This is a genomic window from Micromonospora sp. NPDC049139 (genome assembly GCF_055586845.1).
Genome location: NZ_JBVJHK010000009.1, coordinates 52,171 through 74,826, shown reverse-complemented (window position 1 = coordinate 74,826; position 22,656 = coordinate 52,171). Strand labels below are relative to the sequence as shown.

At 75.5% G+C, this 22,656-nt stretch carries 22 protein-coding genes; 13 read left to right on the top strand and 9 right to left on the bottom strand.

The window, feature by feature from the left end:
• Window positions 1-457: 457 nt before the first annotated feature.
• From ACZ6Q9_RS17375 to ACZ6Q9_RS17365, 3 genes are all read right to left on the bottom strand, one after another.
• Entirely contained in the window at window positions 458-1,225 is a 768-nt protein-coding gene (locus ACZ6Q9_RS17375; protein ID WP_357697678.1) for a polyprenol monophosphomannose synthase, read from the bottom strand.
• Between the two features lie 138 nt (window positions 1,226-1,363).
• The gene (locus ACZ6Q9_RS17370; protein ID WP_396830312.1) at window positions 1,364-2,362 is read right to left on the bottom strand and encodes an SDR family oxidoreductase; all 999 of its coding nucleotides are present in this window, start codon (window positions 2,360-2,362) and stop codon (window positions 1,364-1,366) included.
• On the bottom strand, window positions 2,359-2,787 hold the full coding sequence (locus tag ACZ6Q9_RS17365) for an SRPBCC family protein (RefSeq protein WP_393456279.1): 429 nt from the start codon (window positions 2,785-2,787) through the stop codon (window positions 2,359-2,361). The genes ACZ6Q9_RS17370 and ACZ6Q9_RS17365 overlap by 4 nt, the downstream gene beginning before the upstream one ends.
• Window positions 2,788-2,937: 150 nt before the next feature.
• On the opposite strand from ACZ6Q9_RS17365, the gene ACZ6Q9_RS17360 reads away from it, so the two are divergent.
• From ACZ6Q9_RS17360 to ACZ6Q9_RS17325, 8 genes are read left to right on the top strand one after another with little or no spacing between them, the layout of a single operon-like run.
• The gene (locus tag ACZ6Q9_RS17360; RefSeq protein WP_396830311.1) at window positions 2,938-4,785 is read left to right on the top strand and encodes an HAD-IIIA family hydrolase; all 1,848 of its coding nucleotides are present in this window, start codon (window positions 2,938-2,940) and stop codon (window positions 4,783-4,785) included.
• Entirely contained in the window at window positions 4,782-5,759 is a 978-nt protein-coding gene (locus tag ACZ6Q9_RS17355) for a glycosyltransferase (protein ID WP_393269512.1), read from the top strand. Before ACZ6Q9_RS17360 ends, ACZ6Q9_RS17355 begins: the two co-directional genes overlap by 4 nt.
• Complete coding sequence (locus ACZ6Q9_RS17350) at window positions 5,744-6,961, top strand: glycosyltransferase (RefSeq protein ID WP_393269515.1); 1,218 nt, start codon at window positions 5,744-5,746, stop codon at window positions 6,959-6,961. Before ACZ6Q9_RS17355 ends, ACZ6Q9_RS17350 begins: the two co-directional genes overlap by 16 nt.
• Window positions 6,961-7,617 (top strand): D-sedoheptulose-7-phosphate isomerase, encoded by a 657-nt coding sequence (locus ACZ6Q9_RS17345; RefSeq protein ID WP_393456282.1) that lies wholly within the window; start codon window positions 6,961-6,963, stop codon window positions 7,615-7,617. The genes ACZ6Q9_RS17350 and ACZ6Q9_RS17345 overlap by 1 nt, the downstream gene beginning before the upstream one ends.
• 13 nt (window positions 7,618-7,630) lie before the next feature.
• On the top strand, window positions 7,631-9,163 hold the full coding sequence (locus tag ACZ6Q9_RS17340) for a PfkB family carbohydrate kinase (protein ID WP_396830310.1): 1,533 nt from the start codon (window positions 7,631-7,633) through the stop codon (window positions 9,161-9,163).
• Window positions 9,160-9,861 (top strand): SDR family oxidoreductase, encoded by a 702-nt coding sequence (locus tag ACZ6Q9_RS17335; RefSeq protein ID WP_393269521.1) that lies wholly within the window; start codon window positions 9,160-9,162, stop codon window positions 9,859-9,861. The genes ACZ6Q9_RS17340 and ACZ6Q9_RS17335 overlap by 4 nt, the downstream gene beginning before the upstream one ends.
• Window positions 9,858-10,811, top strand: a complete 954-nt coding sequence (locus tag ACZ6Q9_RS17330; RefSeq protein ID WP_396830309.1) for a glycosyltransferase family 9 protein — start codon at window positions 9,858-9,860, stop codon at window positions 10,809-10,811. The genes ACZ6Q9_RS17335 and ACZ6Q9_RS17330 overlap by 4 nt, the downstream gene beginning before the upstream one ends.
• Window positions 10,795-11,778, top strand: coding sequence for a DNA topoisomerase IB (locus ACZ6Q9_RS17325; RefSeq protein ID WP_393456291.1), 984 nt, complete (start codon window positions 10,795-10,797; stop codon window positions 11,776-11,778). The genes ACZ6Q9_RS17330 and ACZ6Q9_RS17325 overlap by 17 nt, the downstream gene beginning before the upstream one ends.
• Before the next feature lie 178 nt (window positions 11,779-11,956).
• Here ACZ6Q9_RS17325 and ACZ6Q9_RS17320 read toward each other — a convergent pair whose 3' ends face one another.
• The gene (locus tag ACZ6Q9_RS17320) at window positions 11,957-12,991 is read right to left on the bottom strand and encodes an AraC-like ligand-binding domain-containing protein (protein ID WP_393269528.1); all 1,035 of its coding nucleotides are present in this window, start codon (window positions 12,989-12,991) and stop codon (window positions 11,957-11,959) included.
• Between the two features lie 79 nt (window positions 12,992-13,070).
• Window positions 13,071-13,829, bottom strand: a complete 759-nt coding sequence (locus ACZ6Q9_RS17315) for a TetR/AcrR family transcriptional regulator (protein WP_396830308.1) — start codon at window positions 13,827-13,829, stop codon at window positions 13,071-13,073.
• A gap of 98 nt (window positions 13,830-13,927) precedes the next feature.
• Between ACZ6Q9_RS17315 and ACZ6Q9_RS17310 the strand changes: the two genes are divergently transcribed.
• Together ACZ6Q9_RS17310 and ACZ6Q9_RS17305 are read left to right on the top strand one after the other, a co-directional pair.
• Window positions 13,928-14,896, top strand: a complete 969-nt coding sequence (locus ACZ6Q9_RS17310) for an ATP-binding cassette domain-containing protein (RefSeq protein ID WP_393269534.1) — start codon at window positions 13,928-13,930, stop codon at window positions 14,894-14,896.
• Entirely contained in the window at window positions 14,889-15,662 is a 774-nt protein-coding gene (locus tag ACZ6Q9_RS17305) for an ABC transporter permease (RefSeq protein WP_396830307.1), read from the top strand. The genes ACZ6Q9_RS17310 and ACZ6Q9_RS17305 overlap by 8 nt, the downstream gene beginning before the upstream one ends.
• A 123-nt stretch (window positions 15,663-15,785) precedes the next feature.
• Here the strand turns inward: ACZ6Q9_RS17305 and ACZ6Q9_RS17300 are convergent, their stop codons facing one another.
• Together ACZ6Q9_RS17300 and ACZ6Q9_RS17295 are read right to left on the bottom strand one after the other, a co-directional pair.
• A complete protein-coding gene (locus tag ACZ6Q9_RS17300; RefSeq protein WP_396830306.1) occupies window positions 15,786-16,289 on the bottom strand; it encodes a hypothetical protein in 504 nt (167 codons plus the stop codon).
• 66 nt (window positions 16,290-16,355) lie between these two features.
• Window positions 16,356-17,987 carry a RecQ family ATP-dependent DNA helicase gene (locus ACZ6Q9_RS17295; RefSeq protein WP_393269542.1) on the bottom strand — a complete coding sequence of 544 codons (1,632 nt, stop codon included), beginning with the start codon at window positions 17,985-17,987 and terminating at the stop codon, window positions 16,356-16,358.
• A gap of 159 nt (window positions 17,988-18,146) precedes the next feature.
• Between ACZ6Q9_RS17295 and ACZ6Q9_RS17290 the strand changes: the two genes are divergently transcribed.
• Both ACZ6Q9_RS17290 and ACZ6Q9_RS17285 read left to right on the top strand, forming a co-directional pair.
• Window positions 18,147-18,980, top strand: a complete 834-nt coding sequence (locus ACZ6Q9_RS17290; RefSeq protein WP_396830305.1) for a class I SAM-dependent methyltransferase — start codon at window positions 18,147-18,149, stop codon at window positions 18,978-18,980.
• A gap of 46 nt (window positions 18,981-19,026) precedes the next feature.
• The gene (locus tag ACZ6Q9_RS17285; RefSeq protein ID WP_396830304.1) at window positions 19,027-19,662 is read left to right on the top strand and encodes a TetR/AcrR family transcriptional regulator; all 636 of its coding nucleotides are present in this window, start codon (window positions 19,027-19,029) and stop codon (window positions 19,660-19,662) included.
• Window positions 19,663-19,711: 49 nt separating this feature from the next.
• Here the strand turns inward: ACZ6Q9_RS17285 and ACZ6Q9_RS17280 are convergent, their stop codons facing one another.
• Complete coding sequence (locus ACZ6Q9_RS17280) at window positions 19,712-20,662, bottom strand: TIGR03557 family F420-dependent LLM class oxidoreductase (protein WP_396830303.1); 951 nt, start codon at window positions 20,660-20,662, stop codon at window positions 19,712-19,714.
• 90 nt (window positions 20,663-20,752) lie between these two features.
• On the bottom strand, window positions 20,753-20,875 hold the full coding sequence (locus tag ACZ6Q9_RS17275) for a hypothetical protein (RefSeq protein ID WP_396830302.1): 123 nt from the start codon (window positions 20,873-20,875) through the stop codon (window positions 20,753-20,755).
• A 253-nt stretch (window positions 20,876-21,128) separates the two neighbouring features.
• On the opposite strand from ACZ6Q9_RS17275, the gene ACZ6Q9_RS17270 reads away from it, so the two are divergent.
• A complete protein-coding gene (locus tag ACZ6Q9_RS17270; RefSeq protein ID WP_396830301.1) occupies window positions 21,129-22,619 on the top strand; it encodes a glycoside hydrolase family 3 protein in 1,491 nt (496 codons plus the stop codon).
• Window positions 22,620-22,656: the final 37 nt, after the last annotated feature.

Here is a 22,656-nt window from a genome sequence, read left to right as displayed (position 1 = left end):
CTCTGCTGCCCCGTCGGCGGCAACGGGGCCCGGCGGTGGCACGGCGGTTCGTGCGCTCGGGCCTACCAAGAGTGACGGCCCGTGCGTCTCCCGGACCACCTACAATTCGCCTTTGCTCTGCACCCGGATACGCACCGGCAACCGTCGGTAACACCACTCGACCGGGGCTTCCCGGACCGCTGCCGGATCAGGGCAGGTCAAGGTGGTGGTGCGTGGATGGGTGCAGAGCAAAGCGCCAAACCGGTAGTCCAGCGACTCGGGAGCAATTGTCACGGAGCGTGACGTGACAATCCGTGACGGCGATGGGCGAGTGGACGGCGCTCGGCGGGGCGGATCGGCTGCCGCACCGCGCCGCGCACCGAACCGCGCGCCGCGCCGAGGCGGCGCCGGTCGCCCCGCGTCCCGCGCCGTCGGCGCGGGACGGTTCCGCGCCCGGCGCCCGGCCGTTCCCGGTGTCTCAGCGTTCGACGTTGCGGTGCTTGGTGCGCAGCTTGAACGGCATCAGCGCGCTCTCGATCTTGGTGGCGGTGGTCATCTTGGATGCGCCGTCGCGCCGCTCCTCGAAGCGGATCGGCACCTCCAGGATGGTGTGCCCCAGCTTGGTGGCCAGGTAGTGCATCTCCACCTGGAAGCTGTAGCCGTTGGACTGCACGCGCTCCAGGCCGATGTCGCGCAGCGCGTCCGCCCGCCAGATCTTGAAGCCGGCGGTGAGGTCGCGGATCCGGACCCGCAGCAGGGTGTGCACGTAGAGGTTGGCCCAGCCGCTGAGCGCCCGCCGGTAGAGCGGCCAGTTCTCGTCGAGTTCGCCGCCGGGCACGTACCGGGAGCCGATGACCACGCCCGCCTGGGTGGAGAGCAGCGCGCCGAGCATGCCCGGCAGCGCCTCCGGAGGGTGCGACAGGTCGGCGTCCATCTGCGCCACGTACTCCGCGCCGCCGTCCAGCGCGCGCCCGATCCCGTCCACGTACGCCCGGCCCAGGCCCTCCTTGCCGGCGCGGTGTACGACCTCGATCCGGTCGGGGTGCTCGATGGCCAGCTTGTCCGCCACCTCGCCCGTGCCGTCAGGGGAGTTGTCGTCGGCGACGAGGATCTTCAGGCCCGGCAGCGGCAGGGCCAGGAGCCGCTCGACCAGCACCGGGAGGTTGCCCGCCTCGTTGTAGGTGGGAACCACGACGGTCAGGCGTGCGTCCCGCCAGGGCGCGGGCAACTGCACGGGTTCGATCATGTCGGACATCCTCGGTCGGCGGACAGGACTCCCTGAGAGCGTAGCCAGTTGCCACATCCGGGTCGAAAAGGCACCCCGTTCCGCCGGTCATCCGCCCCCTGGTGGGAGCGAGGACGGGCCTGAGCGGTGCTCCGTGGATCAGCGGAGGCGGCGGGTGAGGGCGGTGACGGCCAGGGCCAGGCCGGCGAGGGCGACGGAGGCGGCCGGCTTGTGCGTACCGACCCAGAGGGCGGCCGAGCGGGTGCGGGCCCGGTCCGTGAAGACGCCCTCCACGCCGCGGTCCCGCTCGTCGTCGCCGGGGCGGTCCAGGTTGTCCCGCCAGGTGGCCGGGTCGACGGGCGTCCCGGTCTGCTGGCTGTCGTAGCCGTCACGGGCGAGCTTCCGGTCCAGCAGGCCGGGCGCCAGGATGTCGCCGAGCCGGGCCCGCCAGGTCGGCCCGCCCACGTTCAGCTCGCGCGGCCCGTGGTCGGCCGCCCAGACGATCGCCTTCGCGGCCACCTCGGGCGCGAAGATCGGGGGCACCGGCTGCGGATGCCGGGGCAGCCGCGTGCGCACCCAGGAGAACTGCGGGGTGTTGACCGCCGGGAGCTGCACCATCGACAGCCTCACGCCCGGGCAGTCGTGCAGCAGTTCCGCCCGCAGCGAGTCGTTGAAGCCCTGGATGGCGTGCTTGCTCGCGCAGTACGCCGACTGCAGCGGGATCCCCCGGTAGGCCAGCGCCGAGCCGACCTGCACGATCGCGCCCCGTCCGCGCGCCCGCATGTGGCGCAGCGCCGCGAGGGTGCCGTGCACGGTGCCGAGGTAGTTGACCTCGGTGACCCGGCGGAACTCCGGGGCGGGGATCTCCCAGGCCGGGGCGAGGACCGAGACCATCGCGTTGTTCACCCACACGTCGATCCCGCCGAACCGGTGCGCCACGTCGTCGGCGGCCCGCTGCACCGCGCCGGCGTCGGCCACGTCGACCCGGTAGGCGTGCACCTCGGAGGCGCCCAGTTCCCGGCAGTCCCGCTCGGCGGCGGCCAGGCCGGCCTCGCCCCTGGCGAGCAGCGCGAGCCGGGCGCCACGCTCGGCGTACCGGCGGGCTACGGCGCGTCCCACGCCGGCACTCGCCCCGGTCACCACCACGGTCTGCGTCATCCGTCCGCCTTCTGCCGCTTGGCGATGTCCGTCAGCCGGGTCAGTGTCTCCCTGTTGCGCTGGTGCAGCACCAGGTCGTTGATCTTGTTGCGTACCCAGCGCAGCGGGCCGGCGGCGAAGTCCTCGCCGATGCGCACCCGGGTCGCGCCGTCGCCGACCGGTTCGAGGGTGAAGGCCACGATCGCCTCACCCGCCGGCCAGAGCCCGGCGCGGATCACGAGCCGGCGCGGCGGCTCGCAGGCGAGCACCGTGGACGAGTCCTGGAGGGAGAGCGGCCACGGCCCCGCCTTGTGGTGCAGTTGGGTGCCCACCCGGGGCCAGGCGTCGTCCACGTCCCGGACGTGCACCGTGCCGACGACCCAGTCGCTGTAGGTCCACCCGTCGGCCAGCACCGCCCAGACCTGCTCCGGACGAGCTTCGATCACTTTCTCCACAATCGCCACTGCGTCCCCATACCCTGACGCGGCCCGGCCTAACAGCGCCCGCGGGTTAGCTTCTCCGGGGCGACGGGTAACGCCACCCCAGGGCCGGTGTGTCGACGCCGCCGGCCCGGATGACGCGGCGGCGCGTTGAAGATGACGTTTACTCCCCTGGGCGCCGGGAACCCGCCGGCTGTGCGACAGGACCAGGTGGAGCCGGATCAGCGCAGGTCAGCCCGGGTTTGTGCCGGCGCTGACCGGGCCGCGTCCGGGCCCGTCCTGTTCGACGCGGTGCTGCTGGACCGGGACGGCACGTTGGTGGAGGACGTGCCGTACAACGGTGACCCGGAGAAGGTGCGGCCGATGCCGGGGGCGCGGGCGGCGTTGGACCGGTTGCGGGCCGCCGGCCTGAAGCTGGCGGTGGTGACGAACCAGTCGGGTCTGGCGCGGGGCTGTTTCGGCGAGGCGCAGATGCGGGCGGTGCACGCCCGGGTCGAGGAACTGCTGGGGCGGTTCGACGCGTGGTTGGTGTGCCCGCACGACGACGGTGACGGGTGTGGGTGCCGCAAGCCGGCGCCGGGGCTGGTGCACGCCGCGGCCCGGGAGTTGGGCACGGTGCCGTCGCGGTGTGTGCTGGTGGGTGACATCGGCCGGGACATGACGGCGGCGTTGGCGGCGGGGGCGGCGGGGATCCTCGTGCCCACGCCGGTGACCCGACCCCACGAGGTGGCTGCCGCCCCGCAGGTCGCGGCGGACCTGCCGGCGGCGGTGGCGGAGATCCTGCGCCGCCAGACGGCTCTCGACCCGGCCACCTACGGCCAGCCGGCCCTCGACCCGGCCAACCCCGGCCGGGCCGGCACTCGACCTTCCCGGTGGACCGGGACCGGCACCGGTCCGCCGGTCGGCCGGCGGGAGCGGGGCGGGACGGTGCTGGTGGTGCGGTCGGACTCCGCGGGGGACGTGCTGGTCACCGGCCCCGGCATCCGCGCCGTCGCCGCCACCGCCGGCCGGGTGGTGATGCTGTGCGGGCCCCGGGGGCGGGCCGCCGCGGAACTGCTGCCCGGCATCGACGAGATCGTCGAACACCCGCTGCCCTGGATCGACCCCACCCCGGAGCCGGTCGACCCGGCCGACATGGCGACATTGACGGATCGGCTGGCCGCCGTCGGCGCCGACGAGGCGGTCATCTTCACCAGCTTCCACCAGTCCGCCCTGCCCCTGGCCCTGCTGCTCCGGTTGGCCGGGGTCGGCCGGATCAGCGCGATCAGCGACGACTACCCCGGCGCCCTGCTCGACGTGCGCCACCGCGTCCCGGCCGGCGTACCCGAACCCGAGCGTGCCCTCTCCCTCGCGGCCGCCGCCGGCTACACCCTCGCCCACCACGACGAACCGGCCCTGCGCCTGCGCCCGGCGCCGCAGCCCCCGCCCGAGGCCGGCGAGCCGGGCTACGTGGTGCTGCACCCCGGCTCGGCGGCGCAGGCCCGGGGCTGCCCGCCGGAGCTGGCCGCCCGGATCGCCCGCACCCTGACCGGCGCCGGTTACCGGGTGGTGGTCACCGGCGGTCCCGGCGAGCGGGAGCTGACCGCCCAGGTGGCCGGCGACGACGCCGTCGACCTCGGCGGGCGGACCGGGCTCGCCGAGCTGGCCGCCACCGTCGCCCGGGCCGGCGCGGTGGTGGTGGGCAACACCGGCCCCGCCCACCTCGCCGCCGCCCACGGCGTCCCGGTGGTCAGCCTCTTCGCCCCGACCGTCCCGTTCGGACAGTGGGGGCCGTGGCGGGTGCCGACCGTACGGCTCGGCGACGCCGAGGCCCCCTGCCGGGACACCCGGGCCGCCCGGTGTCCCGTGCCCGGGCATCCCTGCCTCAGCGGCGTCGGGGCCGGGCAGGTGCTCGACGCGCTGCGGCTGCTCGGGGTGGCCCCGGCGGCCCTGCCGGCGCGCGACGGGGGCGGCGCGGGAGGCCGCGTGCCGGCGGCGGCCAGCACCGGCGGGAGCGGCCGATGAACGTCCTGCTGTGGCACGTGCACGGCTCCTGGACCACCTCGTTCGTGCACGGCAAGCACCGCTACCTCGTGCCGGTCACCCCCGACCGGGGCCCCTACGGCCTCGGCCGCGCCCGCACCTACCCCTGGCCGGACACGGCCGTCGAGGTCACCCCCGACCACCTGCGCACGGCCGACGTGGACCTCGTCATCCTCCAACGCCCCGAGGAACTCGACCTCGCCACCGAGTGGCTGGGCCGTCGCCCCGGCCAGGACATCCCCGCCGTCTACGTCGAGCACAACACCCCCAAGGACGGCGACGTCCCCCACAGCCGCCACCCCATGGCCGACCGGGACGACCTGCTCATCGCCCACGTCACCGCATTCAACGAGCTGTTCTGGGACACCGGCGCCACCCGCACCACCGTGGTCGACCACGGCATCGTCCCGCCCACCGTCGAGTACACCGGCGAGCTGGAGCGGCTGGCGGTGGTGATCAACGAGCCGGTACGCCGCTGGCGGGTCACCGGCACCGACCTGCTGCCCCGGTTCGCCGAGATCGCCCCGCTCGACGTCTTCGGGATGCGGGTCGCCGGGCTGGCCGACCACCTGGGTCTGCCGGCCGACCGGCTGGCCAGCCACGACGACGTGCCCCAGCACCGGATGCACGCCGAGCTGGGGCGGCGGCGGGCGTACCTGCACCTGTGCCGGTGGACGTCCCTCGGGCTGAGCCTGATCGAGGCGATGTCGATCGGGATGCCGGTCGTCGCGCTGGCCGCCACCGAGGCGGTGACGGCGGTGCCGCCCGGCGCCGGAGCCCTGTCCACCCGGGTCGACACGCTGCTGGACGCCGCCCGCCGGTTCGTCGAGGAGCCGGCGGAGGCGCGCCGGGCGGGGGCCGTGGCCCGCGCCGCCGCCCGGGAGCGCTACGGCCTCGACCGTTTCCTCGCCGACTGGGACCGGCTGCTGGAGGAGGAAGTATGCGCATCGCGATGATCTCGGAGCACGCCAGCCCGCTCGCCATCCTGGGCGGCGAGGACGCCGGCGGTCAGAACACGCATGTCGCCGAGCTCTCCGCCGCGCTCGCGGCCGCCGGACACGACGTGCGGGTCTACACGCGCCGCGACGCGGTGGACCTGCCCGTGACGGTACGCAGCGCCGACGGCTACGACGTCGTGCACGTCCCGGCGGGGCCGGCCGAGCCGGTCGCCAAGGACGCGCTGCTGCCGCACATGAAGGAGTTCAGCCGGTGGCTGGTCGACCGGTGGCGCGGCGGGGACTGGATGCCCGAGGTGATCCACGCGCACTTCTGGATGAGCGGCCTCGCCGCGCTGGCCGCCAGCCGGCAGACCGGGGTGCCGGTGGTGCAGACGTACCACGCCCTGGGCGTGGTGAAGCGGCGGCACCAGGGCGTGCAGGACACCAGCCCCGCCCGCCGCATCGGCTACGAGCGGGAGCTGGGCCGCTCGGTCGATCGGGTGATCGCGCAGTGCCAGGACGAGGTGGGCGAGCTGGTCCGGATGGGCGTGCCCCGGTCCCGGATGACCGTCGTCCCGTCCGGGGTCAACCTGGGCACGTTCGCCCCGCTCGGCCCGACCGCCGACAAGGAGGACGGCCGGGCGCGGATCCTCACCGTCGGCCGGCTGGTCGAGCGGAAGGGCTTCCAGACCGTGGTCCGGGCGATGGCGTACGTCCCCGGGGCCGAGTGCGTGGTGGTCGGCGGTCCGCCCGCCGGCCTGCTGGAGACCGACCCGTACGCCCGCCGGCTGCGCGCCCTCGCCGGCACCTGCGGGGTGGCCGACCGGGTGAAGCTGGTCGGCGCGGTGCCGAGGGAGGAGATGGGGCGCTGGTACCGCTCGGCGGACGTCCTGGTGGCCGCCCCCTGGTACGAGCCGTTCGGGCTCACCCCGCTGGAGGCGATGGCGTGCGGGGTGCCGGTGGTGGGCACCGCCGTGGGCGGCATCAAGGACACCGTGGTCGAGGGCGTCACCGGCGACCTGGTCCCGGCCCGGGACCCGCACGCGCTGGGCACCGCGATCCAGCGGCTGCTCGACGACCGGATCCGCCGTTTCGCGTACGCGGCCGCGGCGCGGGAACGGGCCCGGCGGCGGTACTCGTGGGCGGCCACCGCCGAGCGGCTGGTCGAGGTCTACGGCGACGTGGCGGCGGTGCGCCGGCCCACCCGGGTGGTGGCCTGATGGCGGCGGCCCCGACGCCGCTCGACGCGCACCTCGCGAACCTGGCCGCGGCGCTGCTGCCCTTCCGGCAGTACGAGGAGCTGCTGGCCGGGTGGGGGGAGACCCTGGCGCGTCGGCTGGTCGACGGCGGCCGGCTGCTGGTGGCCGGCAACGGCGGCAGTGCCGCCGAGGCCCAACACCTCACCGCCGAACTCGTCGGCAAACTCCGCGACGACCGCCGACCGCTGTCCGCCATCGCCCTGCACGCCGAGACCTCCGCCCTCACCGCCATCGGCAACGACTACGGCTACGACGAGGTCTTCGCCCGCCAGGTGCGCGCCCACGGGCGCGCGGACGACATCCTCCTGCTGCTGTCCACCAGCGGCACCAGCACCAACCTCCTCGCCGCAGCCCAGGCCGGCCGCGACACCGGCCTGCGCTGCTGGGCTCTCACCGGACCCGCCCCCAACCCCCTCGCCGACCTCTGCCACGACACCCTCGCCGTCCCCTCATCCGACAGCCAGGTCGTCCAGGAACTCCACCTCGTCACCAGCCACCTGCTCTGCGAGTACGTGGAGCAGGCGCTGCCGACGGCGCTCGCCGGGCCGGGGGCGCCCGTGCGGACCGGGGTCGAGGTGGTGCTCGACGGTGGGGCAGGTCAGCAGGTCGACGCGTGATGAGGAGGGAAGCGTGACGGGACCCGTGGTGGTGGTCGGCGACACCCTGCTGGACCGCGACGTCGAGGGGGTGGTGAACCGGCTCTGTCCGGACTCGCCGGTGCCGGTGCTGGACGAGACCGCCCACGTCGACCGGCCCGGCGGCGCCGGACTGGCGGCGGTCTTCGCCGCCGCTCAGGGCGCGGAGGTGGTGCTGGTGACCGCGTTGGCGGACGACGCCGGCGGGGCCCGGCTGAGTTCGCTGCTCGACGCCGCCGGGGTGCAGGTGTACGCCCTCGGCCTGGGCGGCGGCACACCGGAGAAGATCCGGCTGCGCGCCCGGGGCCGGGTGCTGCTGCGCCACGACCGGGGCGGCGCCGCCGGCACGCCGGGCGAGCCCTCCGACGCGGTGCTGCGGGTGATCGCCCGGGCCTCCGCCGTGCTGGTCAGCGACTACGGTCGGGGGGTGGCCCGGCAGCCCGCGCTGCGGGTGGCCCTCGCCGAGACCCGGGCGCCGGTGGTCTGGGACCCCCACCCGCGGGGACCGGCGGCGGTGCCGGGGGTGCACCTGGCCACCCCGAACGAGTCCGAGGTGCGGGAACTGGTCAAGTCCCCGCCCGGCGCGACCCGGCTGGCGACCGCGTCCCGGGGCGCGCAGGCGCTGCGGCAGCGTTGGCGGGCCGGCGCGGTCGCGGTGACCCTGGGCGGGGACGGCGCGCTGCTCTGCCACGCCGGCTCGACCCCGCTGGTGGTCTCCGCACCGACCACCGCCGAGGGGGACACCTGCGGGGCCGGCGACCGGTTCGCCGCCACTGCCAGCCTCGCCCTCGCGCGGGGCGCGCTGGTCTCCGAGGCGGTGCAGGAGGCGGTCGCGGAGGCGTCGGCGTACGTGGCGGGCGGGGGAGTGGCGACGGCCCTGCCGCCGGCGCGTCCGCTGCCGCCGGCGGTGTCCAGCCCCGGTGGGGAGCGGGTCGGCGTGGCCGCGGCCGCCGCCGTGGTGTCGGCGGTACGCGCGGCCGGCGGCACGGTGGTCGCCACCGGCGGCTGCTTCGACCTGCTGCACGCCGGCCACGTGGCGACGTTGCAGGCCGCCCGGCAGCTCGGCGACTGCCTGGTCGTCTGCCTCAACTCCGACGCGAGCGTGACCGGGCTGAAGGGCCCCGACCGGCCGGTGAATCCGCAGGGCGACCGGGCCCGGTTGCTCGCGGCGCTGAGCTGCGTCGACGCGGTGATGATCTTCGACGAGTCCACCCCGCGCGCGGCCCTGTCCTGGCTGCGGCCGGACGTCTGGGTCAAGGGCGGCGACTACGCCGGCGACGGCGGCGAGCCCGCCCTGCCGGAGGCGGACGTGCTGCGCCGCTGGGGCGGGCACACCGTGGTGGTGCCGTACCTGGACGGCCGCTCCACCACCGGGCTGATCGCCGCGGCCCGGTCGGCCGGCCCCGCCGCCGGTCCGGCCGACGCGCCGCCGCTCACCGACACCGTGCCGCCGGCCTGTCCGCCGCCCGGCCCCGGGTCCGGGGGCGCGTCGGCGCAGCGACCGAGCACGGCGGAGGGCACCCGGTGAGCGGCGCGCCGCCCGGGGCCGGGCAGACGGTGCTGGTCACCGGCGGGTCGAGTGGCCTGGGCGCCGCCGTGGTCGCGGCGGTGGCCCGGGCCGGCGGCCGGCCCGTGGTGCTGGACCGGCACGCGCCGGCGGACGGGGTGCCGTGGGTGGAGTGCGACCTGGCCGACACCCGGGCCGCCGAGGCCGCCACCCGGCAGCTCGCCGAGCGCTCCGGCGGGCTGGACGCGGTGGTCACCGCGGCGGGGGTGGACGTGCCGGGCCGGCTGGCGGACCTCCCCGGCGAGACCTGGGACCGCGTCGTGACCGTGGACCTGCTCGCTACGGCGGCCGTCGTCCGGGCCGCCCTGCCGTTCCTGGAGAGCTCCCGGGGCAGCATCGTCACGGTCGCCTCGACGTTGGGGGTGAAGGCGGTCAGCGACGCCACCGCCTACTGCGCCGCCAAGTTCGGCGTCGTCGGCTTCACCCGCGCCCTCGCCGCCGAACTCGCCGGCACCGTCAACGTCACCCTGCTTATCCCCGGCGGCATGCGCACCGCCTTCTTCGACGACCGCGACCCCCAGTACCGGCCCGGCCCCGACGCCAACCTCAACGACCCCGCCGACACCGCCGCCGCCGTCATGTTCGCCCTCACCCAGCCGCCCGGCTGCGCCGTCCGCGAGATGGTCGTCTGCGCCGAACAGGAAACCTCCTACCCGTGATCCTCGCCCTGCGCGCCCTCGGCGTCGGCGACCTCGCCACCGCCGTCCCCGCCCTGCGCGCCCTGCGCACCGCCCACCCCGACCAGGAACTCGCCCTCGCCGCGCCCGCCTGGCTGGCCCCGCTGGTCGGCCTCGTCGGCGGCGTCGACCGGCTGGTGCCCACCGACGGCCTCGGCCGCCTCGACCCCACCGTGCGAAGGCCCCACATCGCCGTCAACCTGCACGGCCGCGGCCCCGAGTCCCACCGCGTGCTCGCCGACACCCGGCCCGGCCGGCTGCTCGCCTTCGCCAACCCCGCCGCGGGCCACCACGACGGTCCCGACTGGGCCGACGACGAGCACGAGGTGCACCGCTGGTGCCGGCTGTTGCGCTGGTACGGGACGGCGGCGGACCCGGCCGACCTCGGGCTGCGCCGGCCGCCGACGGGGGACGCCCCGACCGGGGCCACCGTGCTGCACCCCGGCACCAAGGTCATGGCGAAGCGCTGGCCGGCGGAGCGGTTCGCCGCGCTCGCCCGGGAGCTGACCCGCCGGGGGCACCGGGTGGTGCTGACCGGAAGCGCCGACGAGCGGGCGCTCGCCGAGCGGGTCGCGTACGACGCGGGGCTGCCCGGCACGGCGGTGCTGGCCGGCCGGACGGGCCTGGCCGGGCTGGCGGCCGTGGTCGCGTACGCCCGGCTGGTGGTCTGCGGGGACACCGGCGCGGCGCACCTGGCCACCGGCTACGGCACCGCCTCCGTGGTGCTCTTCGGCCCGGTCCCGCCGGCACGGTGGGGGCCGCCGCCGGACCGCCCCCGGCACCGGGTGCTGTGGGCGGGCGCACGGGATTGGCCGAGGTGGGACGGGGTAGGAACGCATCCGACGTTGGCGGCCGTGGGTGTCGACGAGGTGGTGGCCGCCGTGGACGAGGCGGAACGGGCGGTGCGGGTTTCCGGTGCGGTTGCGGCGTAGCGATCCGGGCAGGCCCGGGTACGGGCGTCGCCGGCGCGGCAAGGGGTGGCTCTTCCTCGACCCGGCCGGCGAGCCGGTCCGCGACCCGGACGCGCTGGGCCGGCTGCGGGAGCTGGTGATCCCGCCGGCCTGGCGGGACGTGTGGATCTGCCCGCACCCGAACGGGCACATCCAGGCGACCGGCGTGGACGCGGCGGGACGCAAGCAGTACCTCTACCACCCGACGTGGCGGCAGAAGCGGGACGAGGCGAAGTTCGACCACGTGCTGGAGGTGGCCCGCCGGCTGCCGGTGCTGCGCGAGCGGGTCGGGCAGGACCTCTCCGGCCGGGGGCTGAACCGCGACCGGGTGCTGGCGACCGTCACCCGGCTGCTGGACATGGGCATGTTCCGGGTCGGCAGCGACCAGTACGCGGCCGGCGACGACCCGACCTTCGGGGTGTCGACCCTGCGACCGGAGCACGCCCGGTCCCGGGGCGGCTGCGTGGTGTTCGAGTTTCCCGCCAAGGGCGGCATCGAGCAGGTGCGCCGGATCGAGGACCCGGAGCTGTGCCGGGTGCTGACCAACCTGCGGCGCCGGCGGCGGGCGGCCGACCGGCTGTTCGGCTACTGGGACGGCCGGGACTGGCGCGACGTGCGCAGCGACGAGGTCAACGAGTACCTGCGCGACGCCAGCGGCGGGGAGATGACCGCGAAGGACTTCCGGACCTGGCACGCCACCGTGCTGGCCGCCACCGCGCTGGCGACGGCGGGGTCGCAGCGCTCGGTCACCGCCCGGAGGAGGGCGGTCGCGGGGGTGATGCGGAACGTCGCGGAGCTGCTCGGCAACACCCCGACCGTGGCACGTACGTCCTACGTCGACCCGCGGGTGGTCGACCTCTACCACGACGGCGTGGTGGCCCCGGTCGACGGGCGGACGCCCCGGGAGAAGGCCGAGCAGATCGTCCTGGAACTGCTGGAGGAGGCCTGACCGGCCCCGCCGTCGGTCCTGGGGGGAATGGCGACGGGGCCGGGGTCCAGGACGAGTCCGGGTGGTCACCGGGCGGCCGCCCGCCGCCTCCATGGGCGGCGGGCGCCTCGCCGCGGCCCCCGTTGACGCCCGACCCCGCTGTCGCCGTCGGCGGGGAGGGGATCGGCCGCCTCGGATGTCAGTCTGCCCCGACCGGGTTGACCGTGGATGCCGTCGAGTTGACTTTGCGTGCCGGCTCTGCCTGGCTGGCGCGCCAGGACTGCGGCGTCATGCCGTGGGCCGCCCGGAAGATCCGGCTGAAGTGTGCCTTGTCGGGAAATCCCCAGCGTGCCGCGATCGCCTGGATCGGATGGTTGCTCAGGCCCGGGTCGGCCAGGTCGTGCCGGCACCGCGCCAGTCGCAGGTCCCGGATGTACGACGCGACCGTCGACTCCTCGGCCTCGAAGAGCCGGTGCAGGCTGCGCAGCGAGATGTGGTGGGCGTCCGCCACCACCTGGGGGCTCAGCGTCGCGTCGCCCAGGTGCCGTTGGATGTAGCCCTGGACCTGGGTGACCAGCGCGCGCCGGCGTACCTCGGTGGGCACGGCGTCCTCGGCCACCAGGTGCCGACCGAGCATGGTGGACGCGAGGTCCAGCGCGACGGTGCCGAGCCGGGCGGCGTCGGCGGCATGGTACTGCTCGGGATGGTTGGCGACCTGGACGAGGAACTGCGCCAGCAGCGCGCCGATCCCCTCGGTGCCCGACATCCGGCCGCCGAGCAGGGGCGCCAGCCGGTCCGGCGGCAGCGGCAGCGCGCCGTGCGGGATGAGCGCCACCACCGACCGGGCCGCCTCCTGACCTCGGTCGTCGCCGAGGTGCCGGACGCCGTGCGGGCGCGAGGCGTGGTAGAAGGTGAACTCGTCGGGCCCCAGCATGCTGCTCCGGCCGGCCTGGCTGACCACGCCGTCGCCGTTGACGGTCAGCGCCAGCATGTAGACCTCCGGATCCGACTGGCGCACCAGCTTCGGCGTCCGGACGCAGTCCAGCGACGGGTACCGGTAGTTGACCACCTGGATCGGGCCGAGCTCGATGATCTCGGCTCGGGCGGCGAAGTCGTGCGCGTGCTCCGTCCGGATCCGCAGCGGCGTCGCCGTACGGGCCACCATGTCCAGCCACATCCCGAAGCGGTCTGCTGCCGGAACCTGCTCCGTGTCGATGGTGGTCCGCCGCAGCATCCCCGCCCCCCGTCCCTTGCTCTCCGCCCGGTGGCCATTGTGGGCGACGCGGCCGGCGGCGGCCAGGGAGGGTTTGCGTTCAGTCCGCCGTCGAGCGGCTGCTGACCAGCACCTCGACGCCGTCGAGCACCCGGTCGAGGCCGAACTGCCACTCCGCGTCGAACTCCTCGTCGTCGTCGGCGGCGACGCCGTCGGCCAGTAGCGCGCGGATTGCCGGGTACGGGCCGTGCCGGGTCAGCCGGGCGAGCTGCTGCCAGTAGCGTACGCCGGCCTCGTCCGGGCTGATCTTGGTCCGTGCCGCCGCCTCGCTGATGTCCGCCGTCAGGGTGGCCCAGTGCCGGGCGTACCCGCTGACCAGCAGGATCGTCGAGAGGCGCTCGGCGGCGCGCAGGCCGGTACCGCGCAGGGTGTCCAGCCCCTGTTCCATCCAGCGCACCTGGTTGGGGCCCATCGGCGGGCCGCCGACCGGGACGTGCCGGGTCCACGGGTGGCGTTGGATCGCTGTCGCGTTGCCCAGCGCCCAGCGGGCCAGCGCCGGCCGCCACCCCTCGTCCGCGCCGCGCGGCGGCGGCGGATCGCCGTACGCGGCGTCGGCCATCAGCTCCAGCAGGTCGCTCTTGGCGGAGACGTAACGATAGAGCGACATGGTGCCCACGCCCAGCTCGCCGGCGACGCGGCTCATCGACACCGCCGGCAGTCCCTCGGCTTCGGCCACCCGGATGCCGGCGGCCACCACCTGCTCCAGGCTGAGGCTGCGCCTGGGGCCCTTCCCAGGGCGTTCGCGCAGGCCCCAGGCGATCTCCACGCTCTCGGGCAGCTCGACGTCGGCGTCGTTCACCCTCACCTCCCGATCCGGCTTGACCGCCATCCTAGCCTCTGCGTATGGTCTACGCAGAATAGCGTACGTCATACGCGGAATGCAGAGGGTGAGGGGCGATGGGAGCAGCAGCACCTGAGGCGGTGGAGACGATCGACCTACGCAAGTCGTACGGCGGGGTTGCCGTGCTCGACGGCCTGACCATGCGGGTCGCCCGGGGCAGCGTGTACGCCCTGCTCGGCCCGAACGGGGCCGGGAAGACCACGACCGTCCGGATCCTGGCCACGCTCGCCACCCCCGACGGGGGCGTGGCCCGGGTGGACGGTCACGACGTGGTGCGCGACCGGCGCCGGGTGCGGCGGACGATCAGCCTCGCCGGCCAGCACGCGGCGCTCGACGACCAGCAGACCGGCACGGAGAACCTGCACATGATGGCCCGGCTGGCGGGGCTGTCCCCGGCCGCCGCCCGGCGACGGGCCGCCGACCTGACGGAGCGCTTCGACCTGGTCGCCGCCGCCGGACGGCGGGTGGCGACCTACTCCGGCGGCATGCGCCGCCGTCTCGACCTCGCGGCCAGCCTGGTCGGCGAGCCGTCCGTGATCTTCCTCGACGAGCCCACCACCGGCCTCGATCCGCGCAGCCGGCAGGGGCTGTGGGAGGTGGTGGCCGAGCTGGCCGGGGCGGGGGTGACGGTGCTGCTCACCACCCAGTACCTGGAGGAGGCCGACCGGCTGGCGGACCGGATCGCGGTGCTGCACGGCGGCCGGCTCGCCGCCGAGGGCAGCGCGGGCGACCTCAAGCGCCGCTTCGGCGCCCACCGCCTGGAGCTGACGCTGCGCGACGCGCCGAGCTTCGCCGCGGCGGAGCGCCGCCTCGGCGACCGGGTCACGCACCGCGACCCGGCCCGGCTGGAGTTGGCGGTGGCGACCGACGGGGGCGCGCCGCACGTCCGGCATTTGCTCGACGAGGTGGACCCGGACCGGCAGGATCTCGCCCGGTTCACCGTCCGTGAGGCCACCCTGGACGACGTCTTCCTCACCCTCACCGGCGACCCGGTGGCGGCCGCGCGGGAGGTGGCCCGTGTCTGAGCTGACCCTGCGGCCCTCCCGCGCCGGCGAGGCGCTGGTGATGGCGGCGCGCTGCCTGCGGCTGTCCCGGCGCAACGTCGACGCGCTGCTGACCTCGCTGCTGCTGCCCGTGATCCTGATGCTGCTCTTCGTCTACCTGTTCGGCGGCGCGATCGACACCGGCACCCGGTACGTCACCTACGTCGTCCCCGGTGTGCTGCTGCTCTGCGCCGGCTTCGGGGCGGCGGGCACGGCCGTCAGCGTGACCACCGACCTGACCGAAGGGGTGATCGAGCGGTTCCGCACGATGGACGTCAGCGCCGCCGCGATCCTCGGCGGGCACGTCGTGGCCAGCGTCGTCCGCAACACCGTCTCCACCGTGCTGGTGCTCGCCGTCGCCGTCGCCATCGGCTTCCGCCCGACCGTCGCGCCGCTGCGCTGGCTGGCCGCCGTCGGGGTGCTGCTGCTCTTCCTGCTCGCCGTGTCGTGGCTCTCGGCCGCGTTCGGCCTGCTCGCCCGCACCCCGGAGGCGGCCGGCGGCTTCACCTTCCTGGTGATGTTCCTGCCCTACCCGAGCAGCGCGTTCGTGCCGGTGGAGACCATGCCGAGCTGGCTGCGCGGCTTCGCCGACCACCAGCCGGTCACCCCCGTCATCGAGACGCTGCGGGCCCTGCTGCTGGACACCCCGACGGGTACGGCTCCGGCTCGGGCCGTGGCCTGGTGCCTCGGCATCCTGCTCGTCGCCGTGCTGGCGAGCGTGCTGCTGTTCCGCCGCCGGGTCGCCTGAGCGCCGCGCGGACCCGCCGCGCGCCGACCCGGCGGTGCAGCCCGCGCGGGACGCGCGACCGCGGTCACCCGGAACGGGCGGCGGCGGCACCGGACCTCGTCCGATGCCGCCGTCGTCGACGGGTCAGTCGTTGAGCACCTGGGAGAGCCGGTCGCGGAAGCGCCGCTCCGAGTCGCTGACCACGTCCCCGCCGAGGCCGAGGATGCCGCCGCTGGACGCCGCGCCCACCACCTGCTCGGCGATGTCCACCAGCCAGTGCTTGTACGCCCCGGCCTCGCCCTCGTCCACCTTGGCCGCCAGCAGCGCCGCCGCCTCCTTGGCCCGGCCCAGCACGTCCTCCAGGTAGGCCCGCGGGTCGGACGGCGCGATGACCGGCAGCTCCTCGCCGGCCTCGGGGTCGCCCACCCGGGAGACGACCTCCCCGGCGACGGCGGCGACCAGCGGGCTGGCCGACTCCCGGCCGGCGGAGATGGTCTCCAGCCCGGCCGCGTTCTCCGCCATGGTGCGCTTGGTGCCGTCGGACTCGGCGGCGCTCGCCGCGGTCAGCACCGACTGCGGCAGGCCGACCAGCAGCCCCCATTCCTCGTCGGAGAAACCGAACCCGGTGTACGCCGGCTGCTCGATCACGGCAACGCCCCTTCCCGCACTGAATCGCTCGTCGTCCACGGCCCCGCCAGCGGTGCCCGGCTCAGGCTAGTCGAGGGTCAGCAGGCCCTGTTCGGACACCACGCTGACGGACAGCGTCTTGTACCCCACCTCGTCGAAGAGAACCGTCATCCGGCCCTCCTCGTAGCTCAGCACCAGGCCGGGGCCCCACTCCGGGTGCCGGACCTGGCTGTGCACCGGGAACGGCCCGACCGCGCCGTCGTCGGCGGTGCTGGTGCCGGCGTGGCAGTTGTCGCAGTGCCCGCAGACCCTGGTCATCTGCTCGCCGAAGTAGGCCAGCAGCGTCTGCCCCCGGCAAGCGGTGGTCTCGGCGAAGGCCCGCATCATGTCGGTGCGCGACCGGGTCACGCTCTGCTGCCGCTCCGCCTCGGCCAGGGCCGCCGCGGCGGCGTCCACGGGCGTGGGGGAGTAGCGGGGCGCGCCGACGCGCTGCCTGGCCCGCGGCTCGGCCGCGCCGACCTGCTCCAGCAGGGCGAGGTACTGGCCGAGCTTGCGCGGGCCCAGGCCGGTGACCTCGCGCAGTTCCTTCTTGGTGCGCGCCTGCTTGTGCAGCAGCGCGGACAGGTCGCGCAGTTCCGTCTCGTCCGGCAGCCCGCCGCTGAAGAACCGTTGCAACCCGACGTCCTCGGCCTGCCAGAGCAGCAGCACCCGCGCCGGCGCGCCGTCCCGGCCGGCCCGCCCGATCTCCTGGAAGTAGCTGTCCGGCGAGTCGGGCAGCGCCATGTGGACCACCCACGCGATGTTGGGCTTGTCGATGCCCATCCCGAACGCCGAGGTGGCCACCATGATCGGCACCTGGTCGGCGAGGAACGCCTCGTGCAGTTCGGCGCGGGCGCCGGCCGCCATGCCGCCGTGGTAGTGCTGCGCCGGGAACCCGGCGTCGGTGAGCCGGGCCGCCAGCTCCTCGGCGGAGCGCCGGGTGGGCACGTAGATGATGCCGGGCCGGGTGTCGTCGCGCAGCAGGGCGAGCAGCCGCCGCCACCGGTAGTCCTCCGTCGGGCAGTGGGCGACCTCGAGGAACAGGTTCGGCCGGTCCAGCCCGGAGACCACCACCTCGGGCTCGCGCAGCCGGAGCCGGGCGACGATGTCGTCGCGTACGGGCGGGGAGGCGGTTGCCGTCAGCGCCACCACCGGTGGCCGGCCGATGCCCTCGACGAGGTGACCGAGCGCCAGGTAGTCCGGGCGGAAGTCGTGCCCCCACGCGGAGATGCAGTGCGCCTCGTCGATCGCCACCAGCGCCGGCCTCAGCGACTTCACCTCGGCCGTCCGGTCGGGGTTGGCGAGCTGCTCCGGGGTGATGAAGAGGAACTCCGCCCGTCCGTCGCGGATCTCGGCGATCGCCTCGGCCTGCTGGGCGGGCGACTCGGCGGAACTGATCCGCACCGCGCGCAGTTCCGGCCGCTGCCGCTCGTTGAGGGCCGCGATCTGGTCCTGCTGGAGGGCGAGCAGCGGGGAGATCACCACGGTCGGGCCGGGGATCAGGCTGGCCGGGATCTGGTAGATCGCCGACTTGCCGGCGCCGGTGGGCAGCACCACCAGGGCGTCGCGGCGCTTCATCACCGCCCGCATGGCGGCCAGTTGGTGGGGCCGCAGCGCCGTCCAGCCGAAGAGGCTCTTGGCCGCGCGGCGCAGGGTCGTCGAGTGCGTGGACAGTTTCATCGAGGGCCGGAGGTACCCGCCGTGATCAGCGGCGAAACCGCCGCCCGGGGTGGCGCGGACGATCCGCCCGACGGCCGGCCCCGTTGACAGCCGGACCCTCGCCAGCCACTATGAACACTCGTTCATGAACGACGGTTCACTACGTTCCGGAGGTGGTCGGTGATCGTCAACGAGCAGCAGGCGCAGGCGTGGAACGGTTACGAGGGGCGGCACTGGGCCGCGCACCACGACCGCTACGACGCGGTGAACAGCGGGTTCAACGAGGCCCTGCTGGCGGCCGTACGCCCCGGTGACCGGGTCCTCGACGTCGGCTGCGGCAACGGCCAGCTCACCCGGCTGGCGGCCGGGCGGGCGGGCGCCGGCGAGGCGCTCGGCGTCGACCTCTCCGCCCCCATGCTGGAGCGGGCCCGGGACCGGGCCGTCGCCGAGCGGGTGGACAACGTCCGGTTCCACCGGGCCGACGCGCAGGTCCACCCGTTCCCGCCAGGGGCGTTCGACGTGGCGTTGAGCCGCTTCGGGGTGATGTTCTTCGCCGACCCGGTGGCCGCCTTCGCCAACATCGGCCGCGCGCTGCGGCCCGGCGGTCGCCTCGCCTTCCTCTGCATGGACGACATCCGCCGACGTGACCTCGGCCAGGTGCTCGCCGCCCTCGCCGCCCACCTGCCCCCGCCGGACGGGGACGGGACGGGGGTGGCCGAGCCGCTGTCGCTGGCCGACCCGACGGTGGTCGACCGGGTACTCACCGCGGCCGGCTTCCTCGACGTCGGCTGCGCCGCCGTCGAGGCGCCCCAGGTCTGGGGACGGGACGCCGCCGACGCCGCGGCCTTCCTGGCCGGCTGGGGGCCGATCCGCCACCAGTTCGACCGCGTGGACCAGGCGACCGTCGACCGCGCCACCGCCGCGCTGACCGAGGCGCTGCGCCGGTACGAGCAGCCCGACGCGGTACGCCTGCGCGGCACCGCCTGGCTGGTCACCGCCCGCCGCCCCGGCTGACCGGGGCGGTCGGCCGGCCTTCGACGAAGTCTCTACGATTCGGGTGATGTCACCCAGGACAGCGGCGGCCCTGCGGGGCGGCGACCGGAGTCTGCGCGATCACCTGATCGCCACGGCGGAGCGGCTGATCGCCGACCGTGGCGTGGCCGGGTTGACCGTGCGCGACATCGCCCGGGCCGCCGGCGTGGCCGACGGCGTGCTCTACAACCACTTCGCCGACAAGGAGGAGTTGCTCGCGCACGCGCTGCACGCCCACGTCCGCGCCGCCGAGGAGCGGGCGGGCGGGCCGGCGCCGGAGCCGGGCACCGGGACGGTCGGGGCGAACCTGCGCGCGCACCTGACCCGGGCCCTCGCGCTGCACGCGGCGGTCCTGCCGGCCTTCACCGGGCTGCTGCACCAGCCCCGGGTGCTCGCCCGCTTCGCGGAGCTGCCCAGTCCCGCCGCGGGCGGCTCGGTGCGCGCGGAGCTGGCCGACTACCTGCGGGCGGAGCAGCGGCTCGGCCGGGTGGCCCCGGACGCCCGGCCCGACGCCGTCGCGGCCCTGGTCGTCGGGGTCTGTCACGACCTGGTGCTCGGCCACCTGCTCGACCCGGCCGCTCCGGCCCCGGCCGAGCTGCCCGCGCGGACCGTCGACGACCTGGTCGTCACCCTGCTGCGCGGCATCGCCCCGGCGCCCGACTGAGCCGGGGGACCGGGGCCGGGGCACCTGTCCCGTCGGGGGGAAACACCGCTCAGCGCAGGCGCGGGAACACCTCGCGTTGGTAGAGGTCGAGCAGGCCCGGCCAGTTCGGCCCCGTGTTGGCGACGTAGACCTCGTCGAAGCCGGCCTTGGCGTACTCGTCGATCTTGGCCAGGTGTGCGTCGGCGTCCCGCCCGCAGACGAACGCGTCCTTCATCATCTCCGGCCGGACCAGCTCCGCGGCCTGCTCGAAGTGCCGCGGCGAGGGCAGCACCTGGGACAGTTCGCCCGGCACCCCGGCGTTCGGCCAGCGCTCGTACGCGATCCGCATCCCCTCCTCCTCGGTCTGCGCGTACGCCGCCTTGAAGCCGGCCTGGCACGGCTTGTCGCCGCCGCCGCCCTCGCGGAACCGCCGGACCAGATCGGCGTCGGGGGACGTGTTGACGAAACCGTCGCCGATCCGGGCCGCCAGGTCGACTGCCTTCGGGCCGAAGCCCGACACGTAGATCGGCGGGGGAGTGTCCGGCAGCGTGTAGATCCGGGCGTGCTCGACGGTGTAGTGCCGACCGTGGTGGTTGACGAAGCCGCCCCGCCAGAGTTCGCGGATCACCGCGACGGCCTCCTCCAGCATCTCCAGTCGGACGTCGGTCTGCGGCCAGACGTCGCCGAGGATGTGCTCGTTGAGCGCCTCGCCGCTGCCCACCCCGAGCACGAACCGGCCGGAGTGCATGACCGCGCTGGTGGCCGCCGCCTGGGCGACGATCGCCGGGTGGACGCGCACCGTCGGGCAGGTGACGGCGGTGGTGACCGGGAGTCGGCAGACCTGGCTGAGCGCGCCGATCACCGACCAGACGAAGGGGCTCTGCCCCTGCGCGTCCGTCCAGGGGTGGTAGTGGTCGGAGATCCAGAGCGCCTCGAAGCCGGCCCGCTCCGCGGCGCGCGCCTGTTCGAGCAGCTCCGCCGGCGCGTACTCCTCCGTGGACAGGAAATAGCCGATCCTCATGCTTCCCCCTCGCCGTGTCGTACCGGGCCCAACGAGGCAGCCGGTACCCCGGTGGCCGCCGTCGGAACCGGCCGGGCCGCGCGGGCGGGATCAGCGCCGGAACATCGCACGGATCGCGGCGAGCAGTAGCAGGCCGCCGACCACCAGGCCGAGCAGGCGTACGCCGGGGATGTCGGCCGGGCTCGTCGCGTCGGCCATCAGCAGGGGATCCATCCCCGAACTGTCCCCAGCTCCGCGCCCGACGGCAACTGTAAGGTTTATTGACTATTTCGTCGGGCGATGTGACCATGGCAGCACCGCCGCCGGTGGCGGGCCGCCGGGGCGCGGAGAAGACGGGGGTACGACGACCACATGAGCGAGCGAACCAGCAGACACCACGCGGGCGGGCCGGCGTGAGCGGGCACGGCGGCCGGACGCCGGGGCATCGGCAGGTGGCGCCCCGCGCCGGGCGGGCCGAGGTGGTGGCGTGAGCGCCGGAAGCCTGGCGGCCCTGGCCGCCGCCGTCCTGCAACCCGGCTTCGTCGGCACCACCCCGCCGCCCTGGATCTGCCGCTGGCTCGGCGAGGGGCTCGGTTCGGTGGTGCTCTTCGCCCGCAACGTGGTTGACCCGGAGCAGGTGGCCGCGCTGACCGCCACCCTGCGCGCCGAGCGCCCCGACGTCGTCGTCGCCATCGACGAGGAGGCCGGCGACGTGACCCGGATCGAGTCCGCCCGGGGCAGCTCCCGGCCCGGCAACTTCGCCCTCGGCGCGGTGGACGACCCGGCGCTGACCGAGCAGGTCGCCCGCGACCTCGGCGCCGACCTCGCCGCGCTCGGGATCACCCTGGACTACGCGCCGGACGCCGACGTCAACTCCAACCCGGCCAACCCGGTGATCGGCGTCCGCTCCTTCGGCGCGGAGCCGGCGCTGGTCGCCCGGCACACCGCCGCCTGGGTGCGCGGCCTCCAGGCCGGCGGGGTCGCCGCCTGCGCCAAGCACTTCCCCGGGCACGGGGACACGCGGGTCGACTCGCACCACGCCCTGCCCCGGATCGCGGCCGACCGGGCCCGCCTCGACGCCGTCGAGCTGGCCCCGTTCCGGGCCGCCGTGGCCGCCGGCGTGCAGGCGGTGATGACCGGCCACCTGCTGGTGCCGGCGCTGGACCCGGAGCTGCCGGCCACCCTCAGCGGCCGGATCCTGGGCGGGCTGCTCCGCGACGAGCTGGGCTTCTCCGGCGTCGTGGTCACGGACGCGGTGGAGATGCGGGCCGTCGCCGGCCGGTACGGCTTCGCCGGCGCGACGGTGCGTGCCCTCGCGGCCGGGGCCGACGCGATCTGCATCGGCGGCGAGCGGGCCGACGAGGAGTCGGCGCGGCTGCTGCGGGACGCCATCGTCGCCGCCGTCGTCGCCGGCGACCTGCCCGAGGAACGCCTCGCCGAGGCGGCCAAGCGGGTCGGTCAGCTCGCCGCCTGGACGGTGACCGCGCGCGCCGACCTGCCGCCCCGGCCCCGCCCCTCCGTCGAGGGCTCCGCCGTCGGGCTGGCCGCCGCCCGCCGGGCGCTGCGGGTCACCACCGCGCCCGCCGGCGTCGGCGCGCTGCCGCTGGCCGGCCCCGCGCACGTGGTGGAGTTCGAGCCGCCGCGCAACATCGCGATCGGCCCGGAGACGCCGTGGGGCCTGGCCGCCCCGCTGGCCGACCTGCTCGCCGGCACCACCACCGCCCGATACGCCGAGGCCGACGTGCCCGCCGACCCGACCGCCGGTGCGGCCGGCCGGTGCGTGGTGCTGGTGGTGCGCGACCTGCACCGGCACGACTGGGTGCGGGCGGCGGTGGGCCGCGCGCTGGCCGCCCGCCCGGACGCGGTCGTGGTCGAGCTGGGCGTGCCCGAGGCGGTCACCGGTGCCGTCCACGTCGCCACCCACGGTGCCACCCGGGCCGCCGCCCGGGCCGCCGCCGAGCTGCTGACCGGTCGCTGACCCGTCGCCCTGCCGACGTCGCCGACCGACCTGGTCG

What these genes read in the sequence shown, in the direction of transcription:
- ACZ6Q9_RS17375 (WP_357697678.1), bottom strand. Translation starts at nt 1,225, where the DNA reads ATGATCGAACCCGTGCAGTTGCCCGCGCCCTGGCGGGACGCACGCCTG.
- ACZ6Q9_RS17370 (WP_396830312.1), bottom strand. Translation starts at nt 2,362, where the DNA reads ATGACGCAGACCGTGGTGGTGACCGGGGCGAGTGCCGGCGTGGGACGC.
- ACZ6Q9_RS17360 (WP_396830311.1), top strand. Translation starts at nt 2,938, where the DNA reads ATGACGTTTACTCCCCTGGGCGCCGGGAACCCGCCGGCTGTGCGACAG.
- ACZ6Q9_RS17355 (WP_393269512.1), top strand. Translation starts at nt 4,782, where the DNA reads ATGAACGTCCTGCTGTGGCACGTGCACGGCTCCTGGACCACCTCGTTC.
- ACZ6Q9_RS17350 (WP_393269515.1), top strand. Translation starts at nt 5,744, where the DNA reads ATGCGCATCGCGATGATCTCGGAGCACGCCAGCCCGCTCGCCATCCTG.
- ACZ6Q9_RS17345 (WP_393456282.1), top strand. Translation starts at nt 6,961, where the DNA reads ATGGCGGCGGCCCCGACGCCGCTCGACGCGCACCTCGCGAACCTGGCC.
- ACZ6Q9_RS17320 (WP_393269528.1), bottom strand. Translation starts at nt 12,991, where the DNA reads ATGCTGCGGCGGACCACCATCGACACGGAGCAGGTTCCGGCAGCAGAC.
- ACZ6Q9_RS17310 (WP_393269534.1), top strand. Translation starts at nt 13,928, where the DNA reads ATGGGAGCAGCAGCACCTGAGGCGGTGGAGACGATCGACCTACGCAAG.
- ACZ6Q9_RS17295 (WP_393269542.1), bottom strand. Translation starts at nt 17,987, where the DNA reads ATGAAACTGTCCACGCACTCGACGACCCTGCGCCGCGCGGCCAAGAGC.
- ACZ6Q9_RS17285 (WP_396830304.1), top strand. Translation starts at nt 19,027, where the DNA reads ATGTCACCCAGGACAGCGGCGGCCCTGCGGGGCGGCGACCGGAGTCTG.
- ACZ6Q9_RS17280 (WP_396830303.1), bottom strand. Translation starts at nt 20,662, where the DNA reads ATGAGGATCGGCTATTTCCTGTCCACGGAGGAGTACGCGCCGGCGGAG.
- ACZ6Q9_RS17275 (WP_396830302.1), bottom strand. Translation starts at nt 20,875, where the DNA reads ATGGATCCCCTGCTGATGGCCGACGCGACGAGCCCGGCCGACATCCCC.